Annotated in this window: 17 protein-coding genes; 11 read left to right on the forward strand and 6 right to left on the reverse strand. The window is 69.0% G+C overall.

The features are described 5' to 3' along the window. Position 1 precedes the first annotated feature (1 nt). From B0I29_RS15370 to B0I29_RS15385, 4 genes are all read right to left on the reverse strand, one after another. Positions 2-1,963, reverse strand: a complete 1,962-nt coding sequence (locus B0I29_RS15370; RefSeq protein WP_111649671.1) for a DMT family transporter — start codon at positions 1,961-1,963, stop codon at positions 2-4. A gap of 1 nt (position 1,964) precedes the next feature. After that, the gene (locus B0I29_RS15375) at positions 1,965-5,651 is read right to left on the reverse strand and encodes an ATP-binding protein (protein ID WP_111649672.1); all 3,687 of its coding nucleotides are present in this window, start codon (positions 5,649-5,651) and stop codon (positions 1,965-1,967) included. A gap of 61 nt (positions 5,652-5,712) precedes the next feature. Further along, on the reverse strand, positions 5,713-6,075 hold the full coding sequence (locus B0I29_RS15380; protein ID WP_111649673.1) for a hypothetical protein: 363 nt from the start codon (positions 6,073-6,075) through the stop codon (positions 5,713-5,715). Position 6,076: 1 nt separating this feature from the next. Continuing rightward, positions 6,077-6,340 (reverse strand): hypothetical protein, encoded by a 264-nt coding sequence (locus B0I29_RS15385; protein ID WP_111649674.1) that lies wholly within the window; start codon positions 6,338-6,340, stop codon positions 6,077-6,079. Between the two features lie 345 nt (positions 6,341-6,685). Between B0I29_RS15385 and folP the strand changes: the two genes are divergently transcribed. The 8 genes from folP to B0I29_RS15425 all read left to right on the forward strand — a co-directional run bounded on the left by folP (position 6,686) and on the right by B0I29_RS15425 (position 12,985). After that, on the forward strand, positions 6,686-7,528 hold the full coding sequence (folP, locus tag B0I29_RS15390) for a dihydropteroate synthase (RefSeq protein ID WP_111649675.1): 843 nt from the start codon (positions 6,686-6,688) through the stop codon (positions 7,526-7,528). Then, entirely contained in the window at positions 7,525-7,917 is a 393-nt protein-coding gene (gene folB, locus B0I29_RS15395) for a dihydroneopterin aldolase (protein ID WP_111649676.1), read from the forward strand. The genes folP and folB overlap by 4 nt, the downstream gene beginning before the upstream one ends. Next, positions 7,914-8,441 carry a 2-amino-4-hydroxy-6-hydroxymethyldihydropteridine diphosphokinase gene (gene folK / locus B0I29_RS15400; RefSeq protein ID WP_111649677.1) on the forward strand — a complete coding sequence of 176 codons (528 nt, stop codon included), beginning with the start codon at positions 7,914-7,916 and terminating at the stop codon, positions 8,439-8,441. The genes folB and folK overlap by 4 nt, the downstream gene beginning before the upstream one ends. After that, complete coding sequence (locus B0I29_RS15405; protein ID WP_111649678.1) at positions 8,438-8,956, forward strand: DUF3180 domain-containing protein; 519 nt, start codon at positions 8,438-8,440, stop codon at positions 8,954-8,956. Before folK ends, B0I29_RS15405 begins: the two co-directional genes overlap by 4 nt. A gap of 126 nt (positions 8,957-9,082) precedes the next feature. Further along, the gene (locus tag B0I29_RS15410) at positions 9,083-10,312 is read left to right on the forward strand and encodes an ABC transporter permease (RefSeq protein ID WP_111649679.1); all 1,230 of its coding nucleotides are present in this window, start codon (positions 9,083-9,085) and stop codon (positions 10,310-10,312) included. 14 nt (positions 10,313-10,326) lie between these two features. Continuing rightward, positions 10,327-10,608, forward strand: a complete 282-nt coding sequence (locus B0I29_RS15415) for a hypothetical protein (RefSeq protein WP_111649680.1) — start codon at positions 10,327-10,329, stop codon at positions 10,606-10,608. Between the two features lie 44 nt (positions 10,609-10,652). After that, on the forward strand, positions 10,653-11,144 hold the full coding sequence (locus tag B0I29_RS15420) for a hypothetical protein (RefSeq protein WP_111649681.1): 492 nt from the start codon (positions 10,653-10,655) through the stop codon (positions 11,142-11,144). Positions 11,145-11,266: 122 nt separating this feature from the next. After that, on the forward strand, positions 11,267-12,985 hold the full coding sequence (locus B0I29_RS15425; protein WP_111649682.1) for a hypothetical protein: 1,719 nt from the start codon (positions 11,267-11,269) through the stop codon (positions 12,983-12,985). 75 nt (positions 12,986-13,060) lie between these two features. On the opposite strand, the gene B0I29_RS15430 is transcribed toward B0I29_RS15425, so the two are convergent. Continuing rightward, positions 13,061-14,185, reverse strand: coding sequence for an NADH-quinone oxidoreductase subunit D (locus tag B0I29_RS15430; RefSeq protein ID WP_111649939.1), 1,125 nt, complete (start codon positions 14,183-14,185; stop codon positions 13,061-13,063). Between the two features lie 17 nt (positions 14,186-14,202). Next, complete coding sequence (locus tag B0I29_RS15435; protein ID WP_111649683.1) at positions 14,203-15,183, reverse strand: SAM-dependent methyltransferase; 981 nt, start codon at positions 15,181-15,183, stop codon at positions 14,203-14,205. A gap of 138 nt (positions 15,184-15,321) precedes the next feature. Here B0I29_RS15435 and B0I29_RS15440 point away from each other — a divergent pair, with 138 nt between their 5' ends. The 3 genes from B0I29_RS15440 (at position 15,322) to B0I29_RS15450 (ending at position 18,037) form a co-directional block, all read left to right on the forward strand. After that, the gene (locus B0I29_RS15440; RefSeq protein WP_111649684.1) at positions 15,322-16,179 is read left to right on the forward strand and encodes a Rossmann-like and DUF2520 domain-containing protein; all 858 of its coding nucleotides are present in this window, start codon (positions 15,322-15,324) and stop codon (positions 16,177-16,179) included. Continuing rightward, positions 16,176-17,021: a pantoate--beta-alanine ligase gene (gene panC, locus B0I29_RS15445; protein ID WP_111649685.1), complete on the forward strand. Its 846-nt coding sequence runs from the start codon at positions 16,176-16,178 to the stop codon at positions 17,019-17,021. Before B0I29_RS15440 ends, panC begins: the two co-directional genes overlap by 4 nt. 89 nt (positions 17,022-17,110) lie before the next feature. Then, positions 17,111-18,037: a septum formation family protein gene (locus B0I29_RS15450; RefSeq protein ID WP_111649686.1), complete on the forward strand. Its 927-nt coding sequence runs from the start codon at positions 17,111-17,113 to the stop codon at positions 18,035-18,037. Positions 18,038-18,040: the final 3 nt, after the last annotated feature.

An 18,040-nucleotide genomic window follows, 5' to 3' on the forward strand; every position in this document is an offset into this window, starting at 1 on the left:
CTCACCGAGCCTCGGAGCGTATCCGCGGGCTACTGGCCGGCTCTTGGGTCGTCGAACCGGTCTCCGGTCGGTAGATCGCGTAAGAGGCGGGCCGCTCCGCGACCTCCGGCTCGGCCCACTCCGAATTCGAGCGCGAGCGTGCCTGCGCCGGTTGGTTGTGTCGCGCCGGCTCGGTGGAGACACCCTCGTCCCGCACGCTTTCGCTACCGTCCGGCCGTTTTACGACGCCCGGTGATGTGCTGGGTCCGCCTGCGATCTCGTGTTGTGTCGCTGCAGAGTGCGACGGGTCTTCCAAGCGGGCTTCCGGCCGCATGTTCCGCTGCTCGACATAGACGGGACGTCCATCCTTGCCGAAAGTCGGTTCGCGGGTCCCGCCGCCTTCGGCAACCTCAAGCTTGGCTGCCTCGCGGACATCGCGGAAGAAGCGTCGATGCCAAGAACCACCGGATGCGATCGCTGCGGCGCCGTCCTTGCCGCCGAGCTGGGTGATGCGTCGGTAGGGCCGAAGAAGCAGCCAGCCGACAACACCGGTGAGCCAGACCAAGACGACCTGGAGCCATCCGGCCAGGCTCGCCGTATTCATAATTAGGTCTACAGCAAAGAGGTAGATGGCGGCGCCAGTTCCAAAAATGGCAATGTTGAATACCGCAGCAACGACGGCATTGCCGAGTCGTCGGATGCCGGAGCTTGCGGGACGTAGGAGGCCAATCGTCCCCAGGATTGGGGCGGCGATGACAGCCCAGCGGAAGATCAGAAATCCAAGAAGTACGAGAATCGAGGCAGTGAGGTCAAACATTGCGAACATGACTGCTGCCAGGACTGCGATAAATCCGGCGCCGATGCGATCCATTCCGTTAATGCCTTGTAGGTACTCGTACGCTTCCGGATCTTCCGCCTTGATCTGTTCGGCAACCTTCTTCCACTGATCCCGCTTTGCGTTCAGGGTCCCTTCACGGGTTTCCGGGTTATCCCGGATCTTCTGAGCCTCATCCCACGTAAGCGAGCGGGCGTCATAAAGCGCGCGACCGTATTTCTGTGCGGTCTCGCTATCGGCTGAGCCGAGGATCCCCCGAAGCCAGTTTCGGTAGAGCATGGTTTCCGTGGCGGTATCGCTTGCTCGTACAGCAGGCGGTCGGTTGTCGTCGCATGCCCCCGGCGTGGGATCGTCGCACTGCTCGGCGGGTGTGTCGACTGCGCGAGGACCCACTGCGTCATGAACAACACCTAGTGTCGTAATGAGGCTTTGGTCCGCAATGTTGGCGGACCGGACTGGCCAGGCAGCGATCGCGGTTACAACAACCATGATCAGAATTGCCCAGCCAGCTGTTGTCGTGGCGGCCCCCATGTCGGCTTGCTGAGAGCGCCATAGAAGGTAGAGGCCGATAACTGCCAACGTTATTACGCCGAATACGCTAAATACTTTCTCGTAGACAGCTTTGGTTGCTTGGTCTACGAGTGGGTTTGCCCATCCCCAGAGTTCTGTCGGATCCCATGCCCGTTCGCGAAGGGCATTCGACGCACCAATAACGGCGGTTGCAATCATGAATTCGCCGTTGGCTATCGTCGTCTCAAACTTGTAATCAGGGTCGACAAGAGTTGAGGCACAGCCGCTGTCTAGGTCGTAGGTGGTGTAGCTGTAACCTGCGTACCCGTATTGGCTGTAAATGCCCTGAGGGCCAGGCTGCGTCGAAGACGCAGGGCGTTCCGCGAACCAACCAGCCAGCCCGGAATCTGGAGTGCTGGGTGTGGGAGGGGTTAAACATTCAGCCCGCGTTCCGGTGACCTCGGTGAGTCGGTTAACGCAACCAGAAAGATCTTGCTGCCATTCCTCCGTGCTGCAAAGACCGCCCGGTGCCTTAGCCGGCGCCGCGAATGCGCTCTGCGGTGCCGCCACTGCCCAAGCGATCGATGCCACCGCGACGACAATCATCGCCGTTACCAGCGCCAACCCCCGCCGCACCATCTCAAACCTCCAGGTCGGACGGGAGCGGAAGCGCCACTTGGGGTGCCGCCCCCGGTGTCGTGTCCAGATGTTCAAGCAGCCCTTCGACGTATGACACGTCGACTCTGACCTTTTGGACCCGCCCGTCCACGTCCCGCATCACGAACTCGCGGAAGCCCAGCCGGTGCTGGGACGAGGTGTCCACCTGGGAGAGCGAGGCGAGTGTCGCTTCGTACCCGTCATGGACCGGCACCCGCAGGAGCCGGAGTGCTTCGGAGGCGATCTCCTGGTCTTCGGCGATCCGGCCGACGAAGACGGTGGAGACGAGGTTTTGGACGTCCAGGCCGAGGATGTCCCGCGGGTTCTGTGAGGCGACCAGGGCCGCGAGGTTCCACTTGCGGGAGTCGCGGGCGAGGCGGACCAGGAAGGATCGGCCGGAGCGCCAGCCTTCCATGAAGTGCGCCTCGTCGAGGCCGACCATCTTGCGGGACGACATGGATCCGCCGTAGCAGCGGCGGACGGCGAGCCGGTGTGCGGTGTGCAGCATCGGCAGGGCCAGGGACTCCTCGGCTGACCAGTACTCCCGCTCGATCTTGAGGTCGGGTAGGCGCAGGCCGGCCATGGTGATGACGGTGAGGGCCGCGTCGGCGCCGAGCAGGTGGGGCGGCGGGTGGCCGAAGAAGAGCAGCGCCAGCGGCATCTCGGCGGTGTCGAGGAGCAGGTTCGCGAGTTCCTTGCCCTCGTCGTCGTCCAAGCTTTGGAGCGTACGCACAACGTCGTCAAGCGTTGAGGTCTCCTCAGCGGGCACCTGCCGGACGGCGTGCCGCAGCAGCGTCGCGGTGGACGCTTCCTTGGCGACCTGCGGCGGCACCAGCATCGAGCAGATGTCCTGGACGAGCATGCGGCGTTCGGCCCGGGCGTTGGAGACGGCGATCTCGAATTCGCGGTCGCCGGACGGCCCGGTCGGGAACTCGGAACGGATCGGCGTGGGGATCAGCGCGTATGGCGCCAGAGTTCCCTGTTCCGAGCCGGTGAGGTTCAAGACGCGGCTATAAGGCCGCAACTCCGGCATCTGGCACAGCCGGGCGAGCGGCCCGGACGGGTCGAGCAGGGTCACCTGGACGCCACGGCGTGCGTTCAGGTATCCGAGCGCGCCCATCAGCGTCGACTTGCCACCTCCGGGCTCGGCGACGAACACGCCGAGGCCGGAGCGTTCCCGCACCTCCATCGGGAAGTGCAGGTCGAGGAAGACCGGCCGGCGGCAGGTTCCCGCGGTACGCCCGATCAGGTCACCCCGCCGGTCGCCGACGTTGGAAGCGGCCTGTGGCAGGGCCGCCGCGAGCAGCTTCACCGGCATCCGGCGTACATAACCGGTGTTGGCGATCGGCTCGCCGGGGATGAACTCGCGAGCGAGCTGGTCCTGGCTTTTCGGGTGCTGCAGGGAGATCCGCAGTTCCCGGGAGTAGAGCTGGATGAGCCGCCGTGCGCGTTCCAAGCACTCCTCGCGGGTGGCGCCGCTGACCGCGAGCCGGTGCCAGCCGTGCGCACGGGCCGACTCGACCGGCAGGCCGGTGGTCATCTCGTCGCCGATCACGAGGGCGCGCTTGGCGAGGCGTTCCAGCTCGGGCGGGGCGTCGATGCCGTGCTCGGCGTAATCCAGCTGCTGCGAGCGAATCATCCGGAGCCGGTGTTCGAGGTTCTTGAAGGAGCTGTTCGAGCCGAGGATGTCGATCCGCGAGGAGAGCTCCATCGGCCACGGCAGGCGCTCGTGGAAGTGCATCCACGGCTCGTGTTTCTCCGGGATCTCCAACGGCTCCATCCGGCCGACGGAGAGGACGGCGACGTGCCGTTCCTCGCCGGTCATCCGGTTGACCAGCTTGACCGTCGAACCGTACGGCGTGCGGTAGCGCTCGACCTGCTCGGTGAGCGCGAGCAGGTCGCCGGTTTCCCAGTGCCCGTTGGTGACGGGGGAGAGCAGCCCGGGCGGCGCCATGCCGAGCGCCACCGAGCGGTAGAGCAGCCACTCCAGCTCCTGCGGCGTGACCCGGCGGCCGCGCATGCCGAACGCGTTGAGCACCTCGTCGAACTGCTCGACGGTCCGGCCCAGCTTGCGGCGCTCGCCGTCGGAGGTGCCCTTGCCGAACATCCGCAGGATGCGCTCGGAGAACGTGTCGCCGAGTGAGCGGCGCGCGAACGTGACGCCGAGGAACGTCTGCCCCTCAGCGTGGTTGACCGACAGCAGGTGGCGCTGCGCCGCGACCAGGTGGTCGGACCACGAGGTGCCGCCGTGCACGTCGGGCAACGGCTTCGCGGTGAAGGAGTCGACAGTGCGGGCCCACTCGTCCGCCGGGAAGGGCCGGGTGGTGCGGCGCAGGTGCAGCCGGAAGCCGGCCAGTCCCGCGTACTGCTCGGAGATGGCGCTGAGCAGCGCCTCGCGTTCCGCGTCGGGCCGGAAGGCCCAGCGCACCTCGGGCAGGTAGTACCACGCCGTCACGGTGCTCTGGGTGAAGGTCAGATGCCCGGCGATCTCACTGATCGCCAGCTCCATCGCCGGGTCGCGGTCGCTGAACTTCAGCTTCTGCGGCCGCAGCGCCGCTGCCTTCTCATCCTTGCGTTGCCTGACCGGCTTCGCCGTTTTCTCCCGCTTCGCGGGAGATTTCTCCGGGCGGCGGGCAGGCGCCTTCTCAGGGACGGGTACGGGTAAAGCGCTCGCCGCCTGAGCCCGAGGGGTCGCCTGCCAGAAAGCCGGGCTGGGAACCGCCTCCACAGCCGCGGGACGCGGCACCTCCGGCGCGGGCGTGACGGCCGCCGGAGCAGCAGCGGACCCGGTGGCCGGCGGCCAGTTGTCGAACTCGCTGAAGTCGAACTCGTCCGGCACCGGCTCGGCCCGGGTGGGCTCCTGCGCGAAAGGTGGCCCGAACGACTGGTCGAGCGACGCCTGGTCAAGCGGCGATTCGTCGAACGGCGATTGGTCGAACGACTGGTCGAACGACGGCGGGAACGGCTGCGAGGCCGGCTCGGGCTCGGAGTAGTAGTCGGGCTCGGGACCGGCCGGCGCCCTGGTGAAGGGCGAGCCACCCCACCCCGGCGTATCGCCTACGACGGGCGCGGCCGACGTCTCGGCGGCCGGCAGCGAAATCGCGGCATGCGGCTCCGGCGTCACGGCCGGCGGAAGCGGGATGGCGGCAGGCGCCGCCACAGACGGCCGAGCTTCAGCCGGTGTGACGGGCGGCCGATCAACAACCGGCGGCCGGTCAACCGGCGGCCGATCGAAAGACGGCCGGTCGACGGGCGGGTGGGCGACCGGCGGGTGTGGATCTACGGCCGGCAGTGGTTCGGCCTGTGGGGCAACCGGAGTGGCCGCCCGGTCGTTGAACCCGAAGCCACGGTCCGGATCGGAATCCAGCGGTTCCGCATAAAGATCACTCGGACGGGTACTCCCGGTGCGCGCCGGTGTGGCTGTGCCGCCGAACAGGTCGAGGAAGGGCGAGTCGATGTCCATGGTGGTGTCGACCCCGGTGCTGCGCGGCCGGACCGGCTGCGGCGCCTGGAAGACACCGACGCCGCCGTGCCCGGGTGCGGCAACGAGCTCCTCGGAGTTGTCCAGTGAATCGGGCGAGGAGTAATTGTCCGGGTGCACACCGTTACTCTGCCTGTTCGCGGGCGAGGCGTCCGCGCGGGGATGCCCGTGCGGAGGAGTTCCGGTCATGCGCCGACCCTTGTGGTGCGTGCGGCGGCGACAGCCGGTAGTTCGCAAACACTCCAACTGGTCATACCAACTCCTCCCGGACGCGGATGCGAGTGGCGACAAGTCTCGGATCGCGTTGCTCCACGGCAGGCTCGCGGGTGCGGCGCCAGTCGGTGAGCGCGGTGCGGATGACGACCCGGGCCGGCCGGTCCGGGTCGACATGCCGGAACACGTACGACGTCGTGACCATGGCCAGGGCGATCTCCCAGGCCGGGAACGGGTCGAAGTCGAGCGTGATCAGGTAGTGGAGAAACATGAAGAGCGGCACCAGCGCGACGAACATCCCGTACTGCGCGTACGGCAGATGGATGGGCAGGGTGTACCCGGGCGGGCCCAGATAGACCAGGCGTGCCCGGTAGATGTCGTCGTCGGTCCGGAGCCGCATCTCAGTTGAAGATCAGCTTGATGATCGATTCGCCGACGAAGAAGAGCGTGGCCGCGCCGGCGATGAACGCCAGGCCCACGATCGCGATCGCCGAGCTGGTGAGGACCTTCGAGATCTCGCCGCGGCTGGCGCGGCCGATGAAGATCACTCCGAGCACCGCTAGCAGGATCGGTGCGATGTTGCTCGCGAAGAAGGTGACGATTCCTTCGGTGTTGATGCTGCCTGATGGCTCAGCCGCCAGGATGGTGAGCTCGGTGGCGATCATCGGTAAACCTCCCCGTGTCCGGTAAGGGGGGTACGGACACGCTGCAGTTGTGAAGCCGTACGGCAACGCCCATATGGTGCTACCTCGCGCTCACCACGTCGAGTGAGCCGTTCGGGCACTGCCATGCTCGTCTGCTCTCTTCGGTCACTTCATGATGCCCAGATCCGAAGAGTACGGCTCGTACTTGCGAGCAACAAGCGCCCGTTTCGTTACCCAAGGTGAAGGAGCGCGTGAATTTCAGTCACGTGGCATCGTACACCTGTTCGAAAACCTGCTGCCCCGTACCCTCTTGTTGTGCCGACTTCGCCGCTGGACGCGCAGCTCACAGGTGCTGAACTGCTCCGTATGGATCACCCGGTAGTGATGGGCGTCCTCAACGTCACGCCGGACTCTTTCTCTGACGGTGGGAGATACACCGACATCGACGCCGCGGTTCAACACGGCATGTGCCTTTTTCGCGAAGGAGCGCACGTCATCGACGTCGGTGGCGAGTCGACCCGGCCCGGAGCGGAGCGTGTGGACGCGCCGACCGAGATCGCTCGCGTCGTTCCGGTGATCCGGAGCTTGTTCGCCGAGGGCGTACCGGTCAGTGTCGACACCTCGCGCGCCGCGGTCGCCGAGGCGGCTCTCGAAGCCGGTGCTGTGGTGATCAACGACGTCTCCGGCGGGCTCGCCGACCCGCGGATGGCCTCGGTCGCCGCCGCCGCCGGCTGCCCCTGGATCCTGATGCACTGGCGCGGCCACTCCCGCGAGATGCAGAAGCTCGCGCTCTACTCCGATGTGGTGGCCGAGGTCCGCGACGAGCTGCGGGAACGCGCCGACGACGCGATCGCGGCCGGCGTCGACCCGAGCCGGATCATCCTCGACCCGGGTCTCGGCTTCGCGAAGCTCCCCGAGCACAACTGGGCGCTCTCCGCGCACCTCGGCGAGCTGACCGGCCTCGGCTTCCCGGTTCTCTTCGCGGCCAGCCGCAAGACCTACCTCGGCCGCCTGCTCGCCGGCCCGGACGGCACACCCCGTCCGGTCGGTGGCCGCGAGGCGGCCACTCTCGCCACCTCTTTACTGGCTGTCGCTTCCGGCGCGTGGGGGGTCAGGGTCCACGACGTGAGCGCGACCGCGGACGCGCTCGCGGTCTGGCGCGCCACCGGCTCACCAAAATTCTTGGGTACGCGTACGGAGGACAAATGACCGGGCGGATCACGCTGACCGGACTGCGCGCACGGGGCAACCACGGCGTCTACGACTTCGAGCGGGAGCAGGGGCAGGACTTCGTCGTCGACGTGCGTCTCGACCTCGATCTCGGCCCGGCCGCACGTTCCGACGACGTGGCCGACACCGTCCACTACGGCGAACTGGCCGGCCGGCTGGTCGAGGTGCTCACCGGCGAGCCGGTCAACCTCCTGGAACGACTCGCCGACCGGCTGCTCGACGTCTGCCTCGCCGACGAGCGGGTGCTGGCCGCCGAGGTGACGGTGCACAAGCCGCAGGCGCCAATCCCGCACGAGTTCGCCGACGTCAGCGTCACCCTGGGCCGGAGCCGCCCGGAGCAGAGCGAAACCGGCCGGAGCCGTTCGTGACCGAGGCCGTCCTCTCGCTGGGCAGCAACCTCGGCGATCGTCGGGCACACCTGCTCGCCGCCGTGAACCAGCTCGATTCGCACGTCACGGCGATCTCCGGCGTCTACGAGACACCTCCATGGGGAGACACGGCGCAGCCCGCGTACCTCAATGTGGTGTTGATCGTGAACGATCGGAGCGCGACCGCGCGCGACTGGCTGGAGCGGGCACAGGCGTGCGAGAGGGCCGAAGGCCGGATCCGTGACCCGGAGCGGCGATTCGGGCCGCGCACGCTCGACGTCGACGTGATCGCGGTACGGCAGGACGACGGCACGCCGGTGATCAGTGACGACGCCGAGCTGACGCTTCCGCACCCGCGCGCCCACCTGCGCGCCTTCGTGCTGCGGCCGTGGCTCGATCTGCGGCCGGACGCCGTGCTGCCCGGCCACGGCCCGATCGCGGCCCTGCTGGACACGCCGGAGACCACGGCCGACCTCGCCGCGATGAGCCCGCGCCCGGATCTATCGCTAGAGTCGATGGAGTGAGCGCCAACCCCCAAGACGGACGTCGTCCCGACCCGTCCCTGCGGCCGACGAGCATCTCGGTTCTCGTGGTGGCCGGCCTGGCCGCCGCTGCCGTGGGCTGGCTGCTGCTCAGCTTCTCCTACTCGCGTCTGCCCTCGCTGCCGTGGACGCCGGCGCTGATCCTGGCGGTCCTCGCGGTCGCCGAGGCGATGCTCGCGCAGAACACCAGCGCGCGCATCCAGCGCAAGCCCGGTGCGCTGCCGGTCGAGCCGCTCGCCGTGGCGCGGTACGTCGCGCTGGCGAAAGCGTCCTCTCTGGTCGGCGCGATCTTCGCGGGCTTTTCCGCCGGTCTGCTCACCTGGCTGCTGCTGGAGCCGACCAAGGCGGCCCGCGACGACATCCCGGCCACCGCCGGCGGCCTCATCGCCGGGCTCGCGCTGATCGGCGCGGCCCTCTGGCTCGAGCGGTCCTGCCGGGTGCCGGAACAGCCCGATCGCGAGGACGACGACTCCGGGCGGCCGACCGAGCGGCGTTGACATCCATCAACGCGACATGTGCTCTGAACTGAGGCCATGTCGTATCCGTATGCTTTGCGGCGGGCGGCTTCAGGCCGGAGTAGCGTGCGCCTCGAACCGCTCGCGGAGGCGTAAGGAGGCGCGGACATGTCTTACGACGAGACCACGTTCCGCCAACAAACCAACCAGACCGAGACGGACCCTGCCGCCTACCGGCGCCGGGTGCAGTACGACGACACGGCCGGCAACACGCTCGACCAGTCGCTGCGCGCACCGGTGACCACCGGCTCGTTCCCCGCGGTGGAGGAGGACGGCCGCGACCGTCTCGGCGTCCACCTCGGCTGGGAAGTGGTGCTGCTGGTCGCCACCGGGGTCATCGGTTTCCTGCTCTTCCGCGAGGACTCGGCCGCGCTCCAGCGTCCCGCCCTCGACTCCCTGCTGGTCACCGGCGCCGCGATCGGTCTGCTCACTCTCGGCGCGGGGCTCAGCCTCCGGGCCGGCGTACCGAACCTCGCGATCGGCCCGATCGCGCTGGCCGCCGCTTTCCAGTTCGCTGAGAACAGTGACAAGGGACTGCTTCAGGCACTGGTCCCGGCGCTGATCATCGGCGCGGCCGGCGCGTTGATCGTGGCGGTCGTCGTCGTCACGCTGCACGTGCCCGGCTGGGCCGCGACGCTTGCTGCCGCGCTCGGCGTCATCGTCTACTCCCAGTTGCGCGTGGCGCCGGTCGTGGTGCAGGGCGACTGGGACCCGACCGGGCAGGCCTTCCTCCTCTTCGGCGCTTTCGCGCTGCTGGCCCTGCTCGGCGGCGGCCTCGGCGCGATCGGCCCGATCCGGCGCTGGGTCGGCGGCTTCCGGCCGTACGGTGACGCGGCCCGCCGTGGCAGCGCCAAGACCGCGGTGCCGGTGGTCATCGCGCTGCTGCTCTCCACGCTCTTCGCGGTCGGCGCCGGCACGATCCTGGCCGCCGGCTCGGCCGACCCGGTCGTGCCCGGCACCGGCCTGGAGTGGACCGGCATCGGCCTCGGCCTGGCCCTGCTCGGCGGCACGAGCGCGTACGGGCGGCGCGGCGGGATCTTCGGCACGCTGTTCGCGGTGACCGCCATGACGCTCTTCCTCGATTACGAGGACCTCCGTGAGCTCGACATCGCGCTCTTCGCGATCGCCGCGAGCGTTTTCGCCGCCGGCCTGATCGTCACCCGGCTCGTCGAGACGTACGGCCGGCCGCTTCCGGCCGGCACCGGCGAGGAGTGGAACGCCGCTGCCAGCAACGGCACCTGGTCGCCGGACCGGCCGGAAACCTGGAACCAGCCCGGCAACCCGCAGCCGGCACCCGCAGACCGCTGGGACGACGGCCCCTGGGGTCAAACGCGCTGACTATGCTTTGAATCATGACCTCGCCGACCTTTGCTGAACTGGACGCCCTGCCTACCGAGGTGCTGAGGGAACGGGCTTTCGCCCTCGCCCGGGAACGCCACGACGTCAAGTTCTACTGGTCGGTGCTGCGGCACCTGCCGGACGCCGATGAGGCCGCCTCGCTGGACGGCGCACTCAACTCGATCGGGCCGACCGTCGACGAGGCGGTCGCGCTCTGGCGTGAGTTCGAGGGCCGCGACCTCGGCGAGGCAGAACCGCTGCTGCGGGCCGCATTCATCGACTACCTGAGCAAGTGACGTTCATCGTTTGAGAGCCTGGCCCCGCTGGGAATAGCGGGGCCATGGCTCTCGGGAATCGTTACAAGACCGCACCGGGTGCGGGCACACTCGCCGCGCTGATACTCGTCCTCGTCTTCGGTAGCCCCTGGTACAGCGACTGGGCTCTGGAGAACACCAACCCTGACACGGCCGGCGGCTGGTGGCTCCGGCTGCTCGCCTGGCCGCACTGGAGCTTCGACACCGACGACTCGCTGCGCGACGTGATCGTCGGCGACCTCAAGGCGATCCTGCTAGTGGTGCTGACCGCGCTCTTCCTCTACCTGCTGCCCGGCTCTCAGCTGGCCCGGGCCCGTGGCACGATCAGCCAGTTCTTCGCCGGCTGGGCCTCGTACATCTTCGCGGGCGGTTTCGCCGCGCTCCTCGCCACCCTCTTCCTCAGCAACCCGTCGCTGCTCGGCGCGTTCCAGGCGGCCGGTTCCGGCGCCAGCTACGGCCTCTTCGTCGGCTGGATCATCGGTCTCGCCACCCTCGGCGGCTGGCGCGGCACCAGGTAGTACTTCCGGCTGGCTTCCGCCAAACGGAAACCAGCCGGACCGCCCGGTGGTCATGGGTCATTTGTGCCGTTCGAGCGCTCGGCCGTTTTCACTGGGGCGCACTCTCGGTAACATCTGCGCCCATGCCGGAACGCGACCCGCAAGCGGGACCCAGCGCGAAGCTGCTCCGTGGCCTCCTCTGGGGCGGAGTGGTCCTCGCGCCGCTGGCGGCCGCAGTGGTACTGATCGGTGGCGGCAACACCTCGATCCGTTTCGCGCTGCTGCTGATCGCCGTGAGCGTGGTGCTGGTCGGCGCGTCTGTGCTGATCCGCGCTGATCCGGTGCTGCTCAGGATGGATGTCGAGGACCGCGTCGCCCAGGAGGTGGAGAACCTCCGCAAGCAGATGCGGTCCGAATTCGCCGCCTATGCGGCGGCGCCGGCGGTCTCGGAGGCACCTCGCCCGCCGCTGCAGCCGCGCAATCCGGGCGGCCGAGCTCAGGTCGCGGTTGCGCCAGCGGATGCCGGTTACGCTCCGCAGTCGGGATATGACAATTCCGGGTACGAGTCTGAGGCTGGGCCGGTTTACGGCGGCGGCGCCCAGTCTTATGACGATGGGCAGTCGTACGACGGTGCTCAGCCTTATGAGAGTTACGACGGTTCCCAGGGTTACGAGGGCGCTCAGGGCTATGACGGCGCTCAGGGCTATGACGATGGCCAGGGCTATGCGGACGGCCAGGGGCAGGGTTACAGCGACGGCCAGGGTTATGCCGACGGTTACGAGCAGAACGAATACGGTTCCCGTGGACCGGCGGCGGGGTCGGCTGGTCCGGTCTCCCCGGCCCGGATGCCCGGCGGCGCGCCCGCCGGTCGCGCTTCGGCCTCGGTGCCTTCCGGTTCGGCGTCGGTGCCGTCCGGGTCCGCCTCGGTGGTCCGTTCGGCAGCAGTAGCCGGCCCGCCCCAGGGCGCTCCTGTCCCAGGACCGCGCATGCCCAGCGTTCCGATGTCAGGGGCTCCGGGCGCTCCCATCCCGGGACAGCGCATGCCGGGTGCTCCGATGAGCGGAGCTCCATCGCACGGCGGCCCGATGGGTGGGGCTTCTTCGCACGGCGGTCCGATGAACGGGCCAGGTCCTGGACCGAACACGATGCCGCCCGGCCCGGTTCCGCGCCCCCGTGGTGGCGCCGCTGTCCCGCCGCCGGGCCCCGGAGGCCCTCGGGCGGCCGCTTCCGTACCGCCCGGCCCCGGAGGCCCCCGGGCAGCGGCTTCGGTGCCGCCCGGCCCACCGCGCGCCGCCGTCTCAGTCCCGCCCGGTCCGATGCAGGCCAGCCCGATGCAGTCCGGGCCAATGCAGTCAGGGCCCATGCAGTCCGGGCCGATTCCGCAGGGGCCGCACTCGTCGGGTCCGCTGCCGCAGGGCGGTCCCCTGTCGTCCGGTCCGATTCCGCCGTCCGGCCCGCCTCGTGCGGCGGCCGCTGTCCGCCCCGGAACCCAGTACGGCCGCCCGGAATCCCCGAACGACGACTTCGGCGCCGCCAGCGGTTACGCCGGGGCGAACGAGTACGGCAGCCAGACCGGCTACGACGAGCAGGCGTACGACGGCCAGGGTTACGACGGCCGGGATTACGAGGACCAGGGATACGACAGCCAGGGGTACGACAGCCAGGGCTATCAGGACCCGTCGTACCAGGACCCGTCGTACCAGGACCCTTCCTATCCGGACCAGGGATACCCGGATCAGGGCTACGAGGACCAGCCGTCCGGCGAATACAAGGCCCGCCGCCACCGCCCGTCCGCGAACGACACGAACGTAGGCACCCTCGACGACTTCGCCTCCTACGGCGGCTACAACAACGACCGCTGACCCTGCAGCGGCCCAAGATCGAGCGGGTGTGCCGACCTAGGGGCTCGACACACCCCCTGCGTGCGCTCCCCGCCCCTATTTGTCGATGTCGCCGACTACGAAGAACATCGAGCCGAGGATCGCGATCAGATCGGGGACCAGGCAGCCCGGGATCAGCGTCGCCAGCGCCTGCACATTCGCGTACGACGCCGTGCGCAGCTTCAGCCTCCACGGGGTTTTCTCGCCGCGGGACACCAGGTAATAACCGTTCACCCCGAGCGGGTTCTCGGTCCACGCGTACGTATGGCCCTCGGGTGCCTTGACCACCTTGGGCAGGCGCACGTTGACCGGGCCGCCGATCCGGTCGACCCGGTCCAGGCAGGCCTCCACGAGATCCAGGGAGACGTACGTCTGGTCGAGCAGCACCTCGAACCGGGAGTGGCAGTCGCCGGCCTGCCTGGTCACCACCGGGAATTCCAGCTGGTCGTAGTAGAGGTAGGGCTCGTCCCGGCGTACATCAAAATCCAGACCGCTGGCGCGCGCGACCGGTCCGGAGGCGCCGTAGGCGGCTGCGTCGGCGGCCGTGAGGACGCCGACGCCGACGGTCCGGGCCATGAAGATGTCGTTCTTGCGGATCAGCCGGTCGAGGTCGGGCAGCCGCCGGCGGACCGCGGCGACGGCCTCGCGGACCCGCTTGGTCCAGCCGGCCGGCACTTCTTCCTTGAGACCGCCCACCCGGTTGAACATGTAGTGGATCCGGCCGCCGGAGACCTCCTCCATCACCGCCTGGAGGGTTTCCCGTTCCCGGAACGCGTAGAACATCGGCGTGATCGCGCCGATCTCCAGGGGGTAGGAGCCGAGGAACATCAGGTGGTTGAGCGCCCGGTTCAGCTCGGCGAGCGCCATCCGCAGCCAGGTGGCGCGTTCCGGCACCTCGATGCCCATGAGTCGTTCGACGGCGAGGGCGACGCCGAGCTCGTTGGAGAACGCGGAGAGCCAGTCGTGCCGGTTCGCCAGCATGATGATCTGCCGGTAGTCGCGGACCTCGAACAGTTTCTCCGCGCCGCGGTGCATGTATCCGACGATCGGCTCGCACTCGACGACCCGCTCGCCGTCCAGTTTGAGCTTGAGCCGCAGCACACCGTGCGTTGACGGATGTTGCGGCCCGATGTTGAGGACCATGTCGGCCGTGTCGAGCCCGGCGCCGGTCCCGACCGTCATCTCCCGCAGGTCATCGCTCACGCAAAGATGCTCCCACGAACCTTCAGACCTATCTCGTGCCACAACCACCAATGGGCGCCGAGTCCGGACGGATCGATCAGCTCGGCGGCGCTGCCCGCGGCGGAGAGAGCGCGGATGTACGCCGCCGGGTCCGTGCGGGCAAGCTCCAGCGGTGGTCGCCCGCCGTCGATCCCGAGCGCTTTCAGCGCTTCGCGCTGACGGACCATTTGGTACGCGTAACCGGCCGCACCCGCCACCGAATCCATCGCGACGTGCGCCGTGACGTCGCAACTGCCGTCCGGGACAGGTGGCACCTGACGCCCGTCCCGATAACCGGTGAGCGTGCCGAGGGGCGGCCGCTCGGAGCGCTGGTGACCGTAATCGACACAGAGCGCGGCCCCGCGGCGCACCGAACCCACGGCGTCGGCCCAGGCGGCGTCCCGGGGCCAGCCGATCTCGATCCGGCCGGGGCCGGGCCACCAGCGGTTCAGCCAGAAGCGGTCGGCCGCGTCGGCCGGGCCGCCCAGCGTCTCGGCGCCGGTCCGCCGGTCCACAAGCACCTTGCGCGGGTCGCCGTGCTCGTCGGTCTCCACGACGTCGAGCGGGACGTTGTCCAGCCACTCGGTGGCGATCAGCAGGCCGGTCACGCTGTCCGGCACGCCGGTACGCCAGCGGATCCGCGGATCCAGCCTGTCCGGCCGGGGTGCCATCTCCACGCCGGTCGGGCGTACCCGGGCGGCCAGATCGGACGGCATCAGCGCGAGCAGGACGGTGAGCAGCTCGCCGCGCCCGGCGCCGACGTCGACCAGGTCGAACGTCGTGGGCCGGCCGAGGGCTTCGTCGAGCCGCTCGACGATCCGCAGCAGCGCTCCGGCGAACAGCGGGGACGCGTGCACGCTGGTGCGGAAGTGGTCGGCCGGGCCGCTTCCGGCGCGGACGAAGAAGCCATCACTTCCGTAAAGAGCCGACCGCATCGCCGGCCGCCAGCCGATGGACATGCTGCTCAGCCTAAATCCGACCGGCGGCGTGGCCGATATGAGCCCGGTGCGGTTTGCCACACGCTGTTGCTACGGGCGTGTTAATTCGGCGCATACTGGCGCTCGACCGGTACCCCGAGCTGAGGACTGGATCCAGAGATGAACGCTTTGACCGTCGGCGTCATCGGCGCCGGCCGGGTGGGCGCCGTACTCGGTGCGGCGCTGAGCGCGGCCGGGCACCGGGTTGTCGCCGCCGCGGCGGTCTCCGCCGCTTCCCGGGAACGTGTGGCCCGCCTGCTTCCGGACGCCGCGATCCTGCCGGCCGACGACGTCGCCCGCGCCGCCTCCGATCTGTTGCTGCTGGCCGTTCCCGACGATGCCCTGGCCGCCGTGGTGGCCGGCCTGGACTCGACCGGCGCGCTGCGTCCCGGCCAGGTCGTCGCGCACACGTCCGGTGCTCACGGACTCGCCGTTCTGGGCGATGTGAACGGCATGGCCCTGCACCCCGCGATGACCTTCACCGGCGCGGACTCCGACCTGGACCGGCTGCCCGGCATCGCCTGGGGTGTGACGACCCCGGACCGGGCGTTCGCCACCCGGCTGGTCGCCGACCTGGGCGGCGTGCCGGAGTGGGTGGCCGAGGACTCCCGGCCGCTCTATCACGCGGCGCTGGCGCACGGCGCGAACCATCTGGTCACGCTCGTGAACGAGGCCGCCGACCTGCTGCGCGCGGCAGGTGTCGAGCAGCCCGGCCGGGTGCTGGAGCCGCTGCTGACCGCGGCCCTCGACAACGCCCTGCGGATGGGTGACGCCGCGCTGACCGGCCCGGTCTCCCGGGGTGACGCCGGCACGGTCGCCAAGCACCTGGGCCGGATGCCCGCCGAGGCGATCCCGGCCTATCTGGCGATGGCCCGGCGTACCGCGGATCGGGCGATCGCTTCCGGCCGGCTGCGTCCGCACGACGCCGAAGCACTTCTCGAGATCCTCTACCGAGCGAAGGTGGGTAGTCCCGCGTGACCGTTCTCGTACACTCCCGTGCCGCGCTCGCCGCTGAGCTCGCGAAGGCTCCGGGTGAGATCGCGGTGGTGATGACCATGGGGGCGCTGCACGAGGGCCACCGGCAGCTGATGCGGGTGGCGCGCGAGCGGTCCGCGTTCGTGGTGGTGACGATCTTCGTGAACCCGCTGCAGTTCGGGCCGAACGAGGACTTCGAGAAGTACCCGCGCACCCTCGACGACGATCTCGCGGCCTGCCGGGACGAGGGCGTCACTGTCGTTTTCGCACCGAGCCGCGACGACGTCTACCCCGGTGGCGCGCCGTCGATCACGATGCATCCGGGACCGCTCGGCGAGATCCTCGAAGGCGAGAGCCGGCCGGGCCATTTCTCCGGCATGCTCACCGTGGTCCAGAAGCTGCTGATGCTGACGCGCGCCAATGTCGCGTACTTCGGCGAGAAGGATTTCCAGCAGCTCGCCCTGATCCGCCGGATGGCCCGTGACCTGGATATGGGCGTCGAGATCGTGGGCGTTCCGACCGTACGGGAGATTGATGGTCTTGCTCTTTCGAGCCGGAACCGATTCCTCTCGCCGGACCAGCGACGGTCCGCGCTCGCGCTCTCTCGCGCTCTGCGCGAGGGCGCGGCGCGGAGCGACCCCGACTCGGTCCTGGCCGTCGCCCACAAGATCTTGGCGGAGGAGCCAGGGGTACGCGTTGACTACCTCGCGCTGACCGGAACAGATCTGGGTGCCGCGCCCGAGTCGGGTGCCGCTCGCCTGCTGGTGGCCGCGAAGGTCGGCAGCACCCGCCTGATCGACAACGTCGCACTCCAGCTGACACCGGGTACAGGGGCGCCTTTGTAACGCGAACTTTCCCGAACGTCGCCGGTATCCGTACAGATCGTCATACGATCGATAAATCGGACACCGGCGGCGTTGTGGGAGGCAGGTTCATGCGACACCGGCGGCGTGGCCGGCGACGGTCCGGGATGGCCGCGTTGAGCGCGGCCGTGCTGCTCGCCGCGGGCTGTGGCGGCAGCGGCAACGTCGACGGCGACCTGATCAACAACTGGGGCGCGATGGCTCCGGCGACCAGCTTCCTGCCGGTCGCCGAGACGTGTCACCTCGCCAACTTCGCCGTCTCCGGCCCGCGGTCCACCTATGAGGAGGCGGACTGCTCGGTGGCGCATCGCACCGAGACCGTGTTCATCGGCGAGTACACCGAGGCGGCCGCCGAGACCGAGACCCCGCCGGCCGGCACCACCACCGGAGGCCGGGCCGCCTATCGGACCTGCGACGCGAAGGCCACCGAGTACGTCGGCGGACCGTGGCGCGAGGCCCGGCTCTGGATCGGTGTCACGAACCCCTCACCGGCTGCCTGGACCGGCGGATCCCGCTGGTACCGCTGTGAGCTGGTCGAACTGGACTCGATCGAGGACGACGGCGCGCTGGTGCAGCGCAAGGGCAGCCTGCGTGGCGCCCTGGCATCGGACACCTCCGGACTCGAACTCACCTGTTACGCCATCGGGCTGGACGGCGCCGGCGCCATCGACACGATGCCGGCCGCCGACTGCGAGGAGACGCACAACTCCGAGTTCGTCGGGGTCTGGGACGCTCCGGCCACCGCGACGTACCCCAAGGGCGACACGAACTGGGACGAGTTCCACGACGGCTGCCGGACCCTGGTGGCGAAGTACGCGGCCGTGCCCGACGACGCCGACCTGCGGTATCGGACCGGTGTGGTCTCGCTGCCCGGCAACGCCGAGGTGTGGGCGCAGGGTGATCACAACGTCCGCTGTTACCTGTGGCTCGACGGCGCCGAGCTGACCGGCTCGCTCAAGGGCAAGGGGACGAAGGCTCTGCCCGTCCAGTACAAGTAACCG

This window comes from Actinoplanes lutulentus (genome assembly GCF_003259845.1).
GTDB lineage: Bacteria > Actinomycetota > Actinomycetes > Mycobacteriales > Micromonosporaceae > Actinoplanes > Actinoplanes lutulentus.

Coding starts and splice junctions, on each gene's coding strand:
- B0I29_RS15370 (WP_111649671.1), bottom strand. CDS start 1,963: ATGGTGCGGCGGGGGTTGGCGCTGGTAACGGCGATGATTGTCGTCGCG.
- B0I29_RS15375 (WP_111649672.1), bottom strand. CDS start 5,651: ATGACCGGAACTCCTCCGCACGGGCATCCCCGCGCGGACGCCTCGCCC.
- B0I29_RS15380 (WP_111649673.1), bottom strand. CDS start 6,075: ATGCGGCTCCGGACCGACGACGACATCTACCGGGCACGCCTGGTCTAT.
- B0I29_RS15385 (WP_111649674.1), bottom strand. CDS start 6,340: ATGATCGCCACCGAGCTCACCATCCTGGCGGCTGAGCCATCAGGCAGC.
- folP (WP_111649675.1), top strand. CDS start 6,686: ATGGATCACCCGGTAGTGATGGGCGTCCTCAACGTCACGCCGGACTCT.
- folB (WP_111649676.1), top strand. CDS start 7,525: ATGACCGGGCGGATCACGCTGACCGGACTGCGCGCACGGGGCAACCAC.
- B0I29_RS15410 (WP_111649679.1), top strand. CDS start 9,083: ATGTCTTACGACGAGACCACGTTCCGCCAACAAACCAACCAGACCGAG.
- B0I29_RS15415 (WP_111649680.1), top strand. CDS start 10,327: ATGACCTCGCCGACCTTTGCTGAACTGGACGCCCTGCCTACCGAGGTG.
- B0I29_RS15420 (WP_111649681.1), top strand. CDS start 10,653: ATGGCTCTCGGGAATCGTTACAAGACCGCACCGGGTGCGGGCACACTC.
- B0I29_RS15425 (WP_111649682.1), top strand. CDS start 11,267: ATGCCGGAACGCGACCCGCAAGCGGGACCCAGCGCGAAGCTGCTCCGT.
- B0I29_RS15430 (WP_111649939.1), bottom strand. CDS start 14,185: ATGACGGTCGGGACCGGCGCCGGGCTCGACACGGCCGACATGGTCCTC.
- B0I29_RS15435 (WP_111649683.1), bottom strand. CDS start 15,183: ATGTCCATCGGCTGGCGGCCGGCGATGCGGTCGGCTCTTTACGGAAGT.
- B0I29_RS15440 (WP_111649684.1), top strand. CDS start 15,322: ATGAACGCTTTGACCGTCGGCGTCATCGGCGCCGGCCGGGTGGGCGCC.
- B0I29_RS15450 (WP_111649686.1), top strand. CDS start 17,111: ATGCGACACCGGCGGCGTGGCCGGCGACGGTCCGGGATGGCCGCGTTG.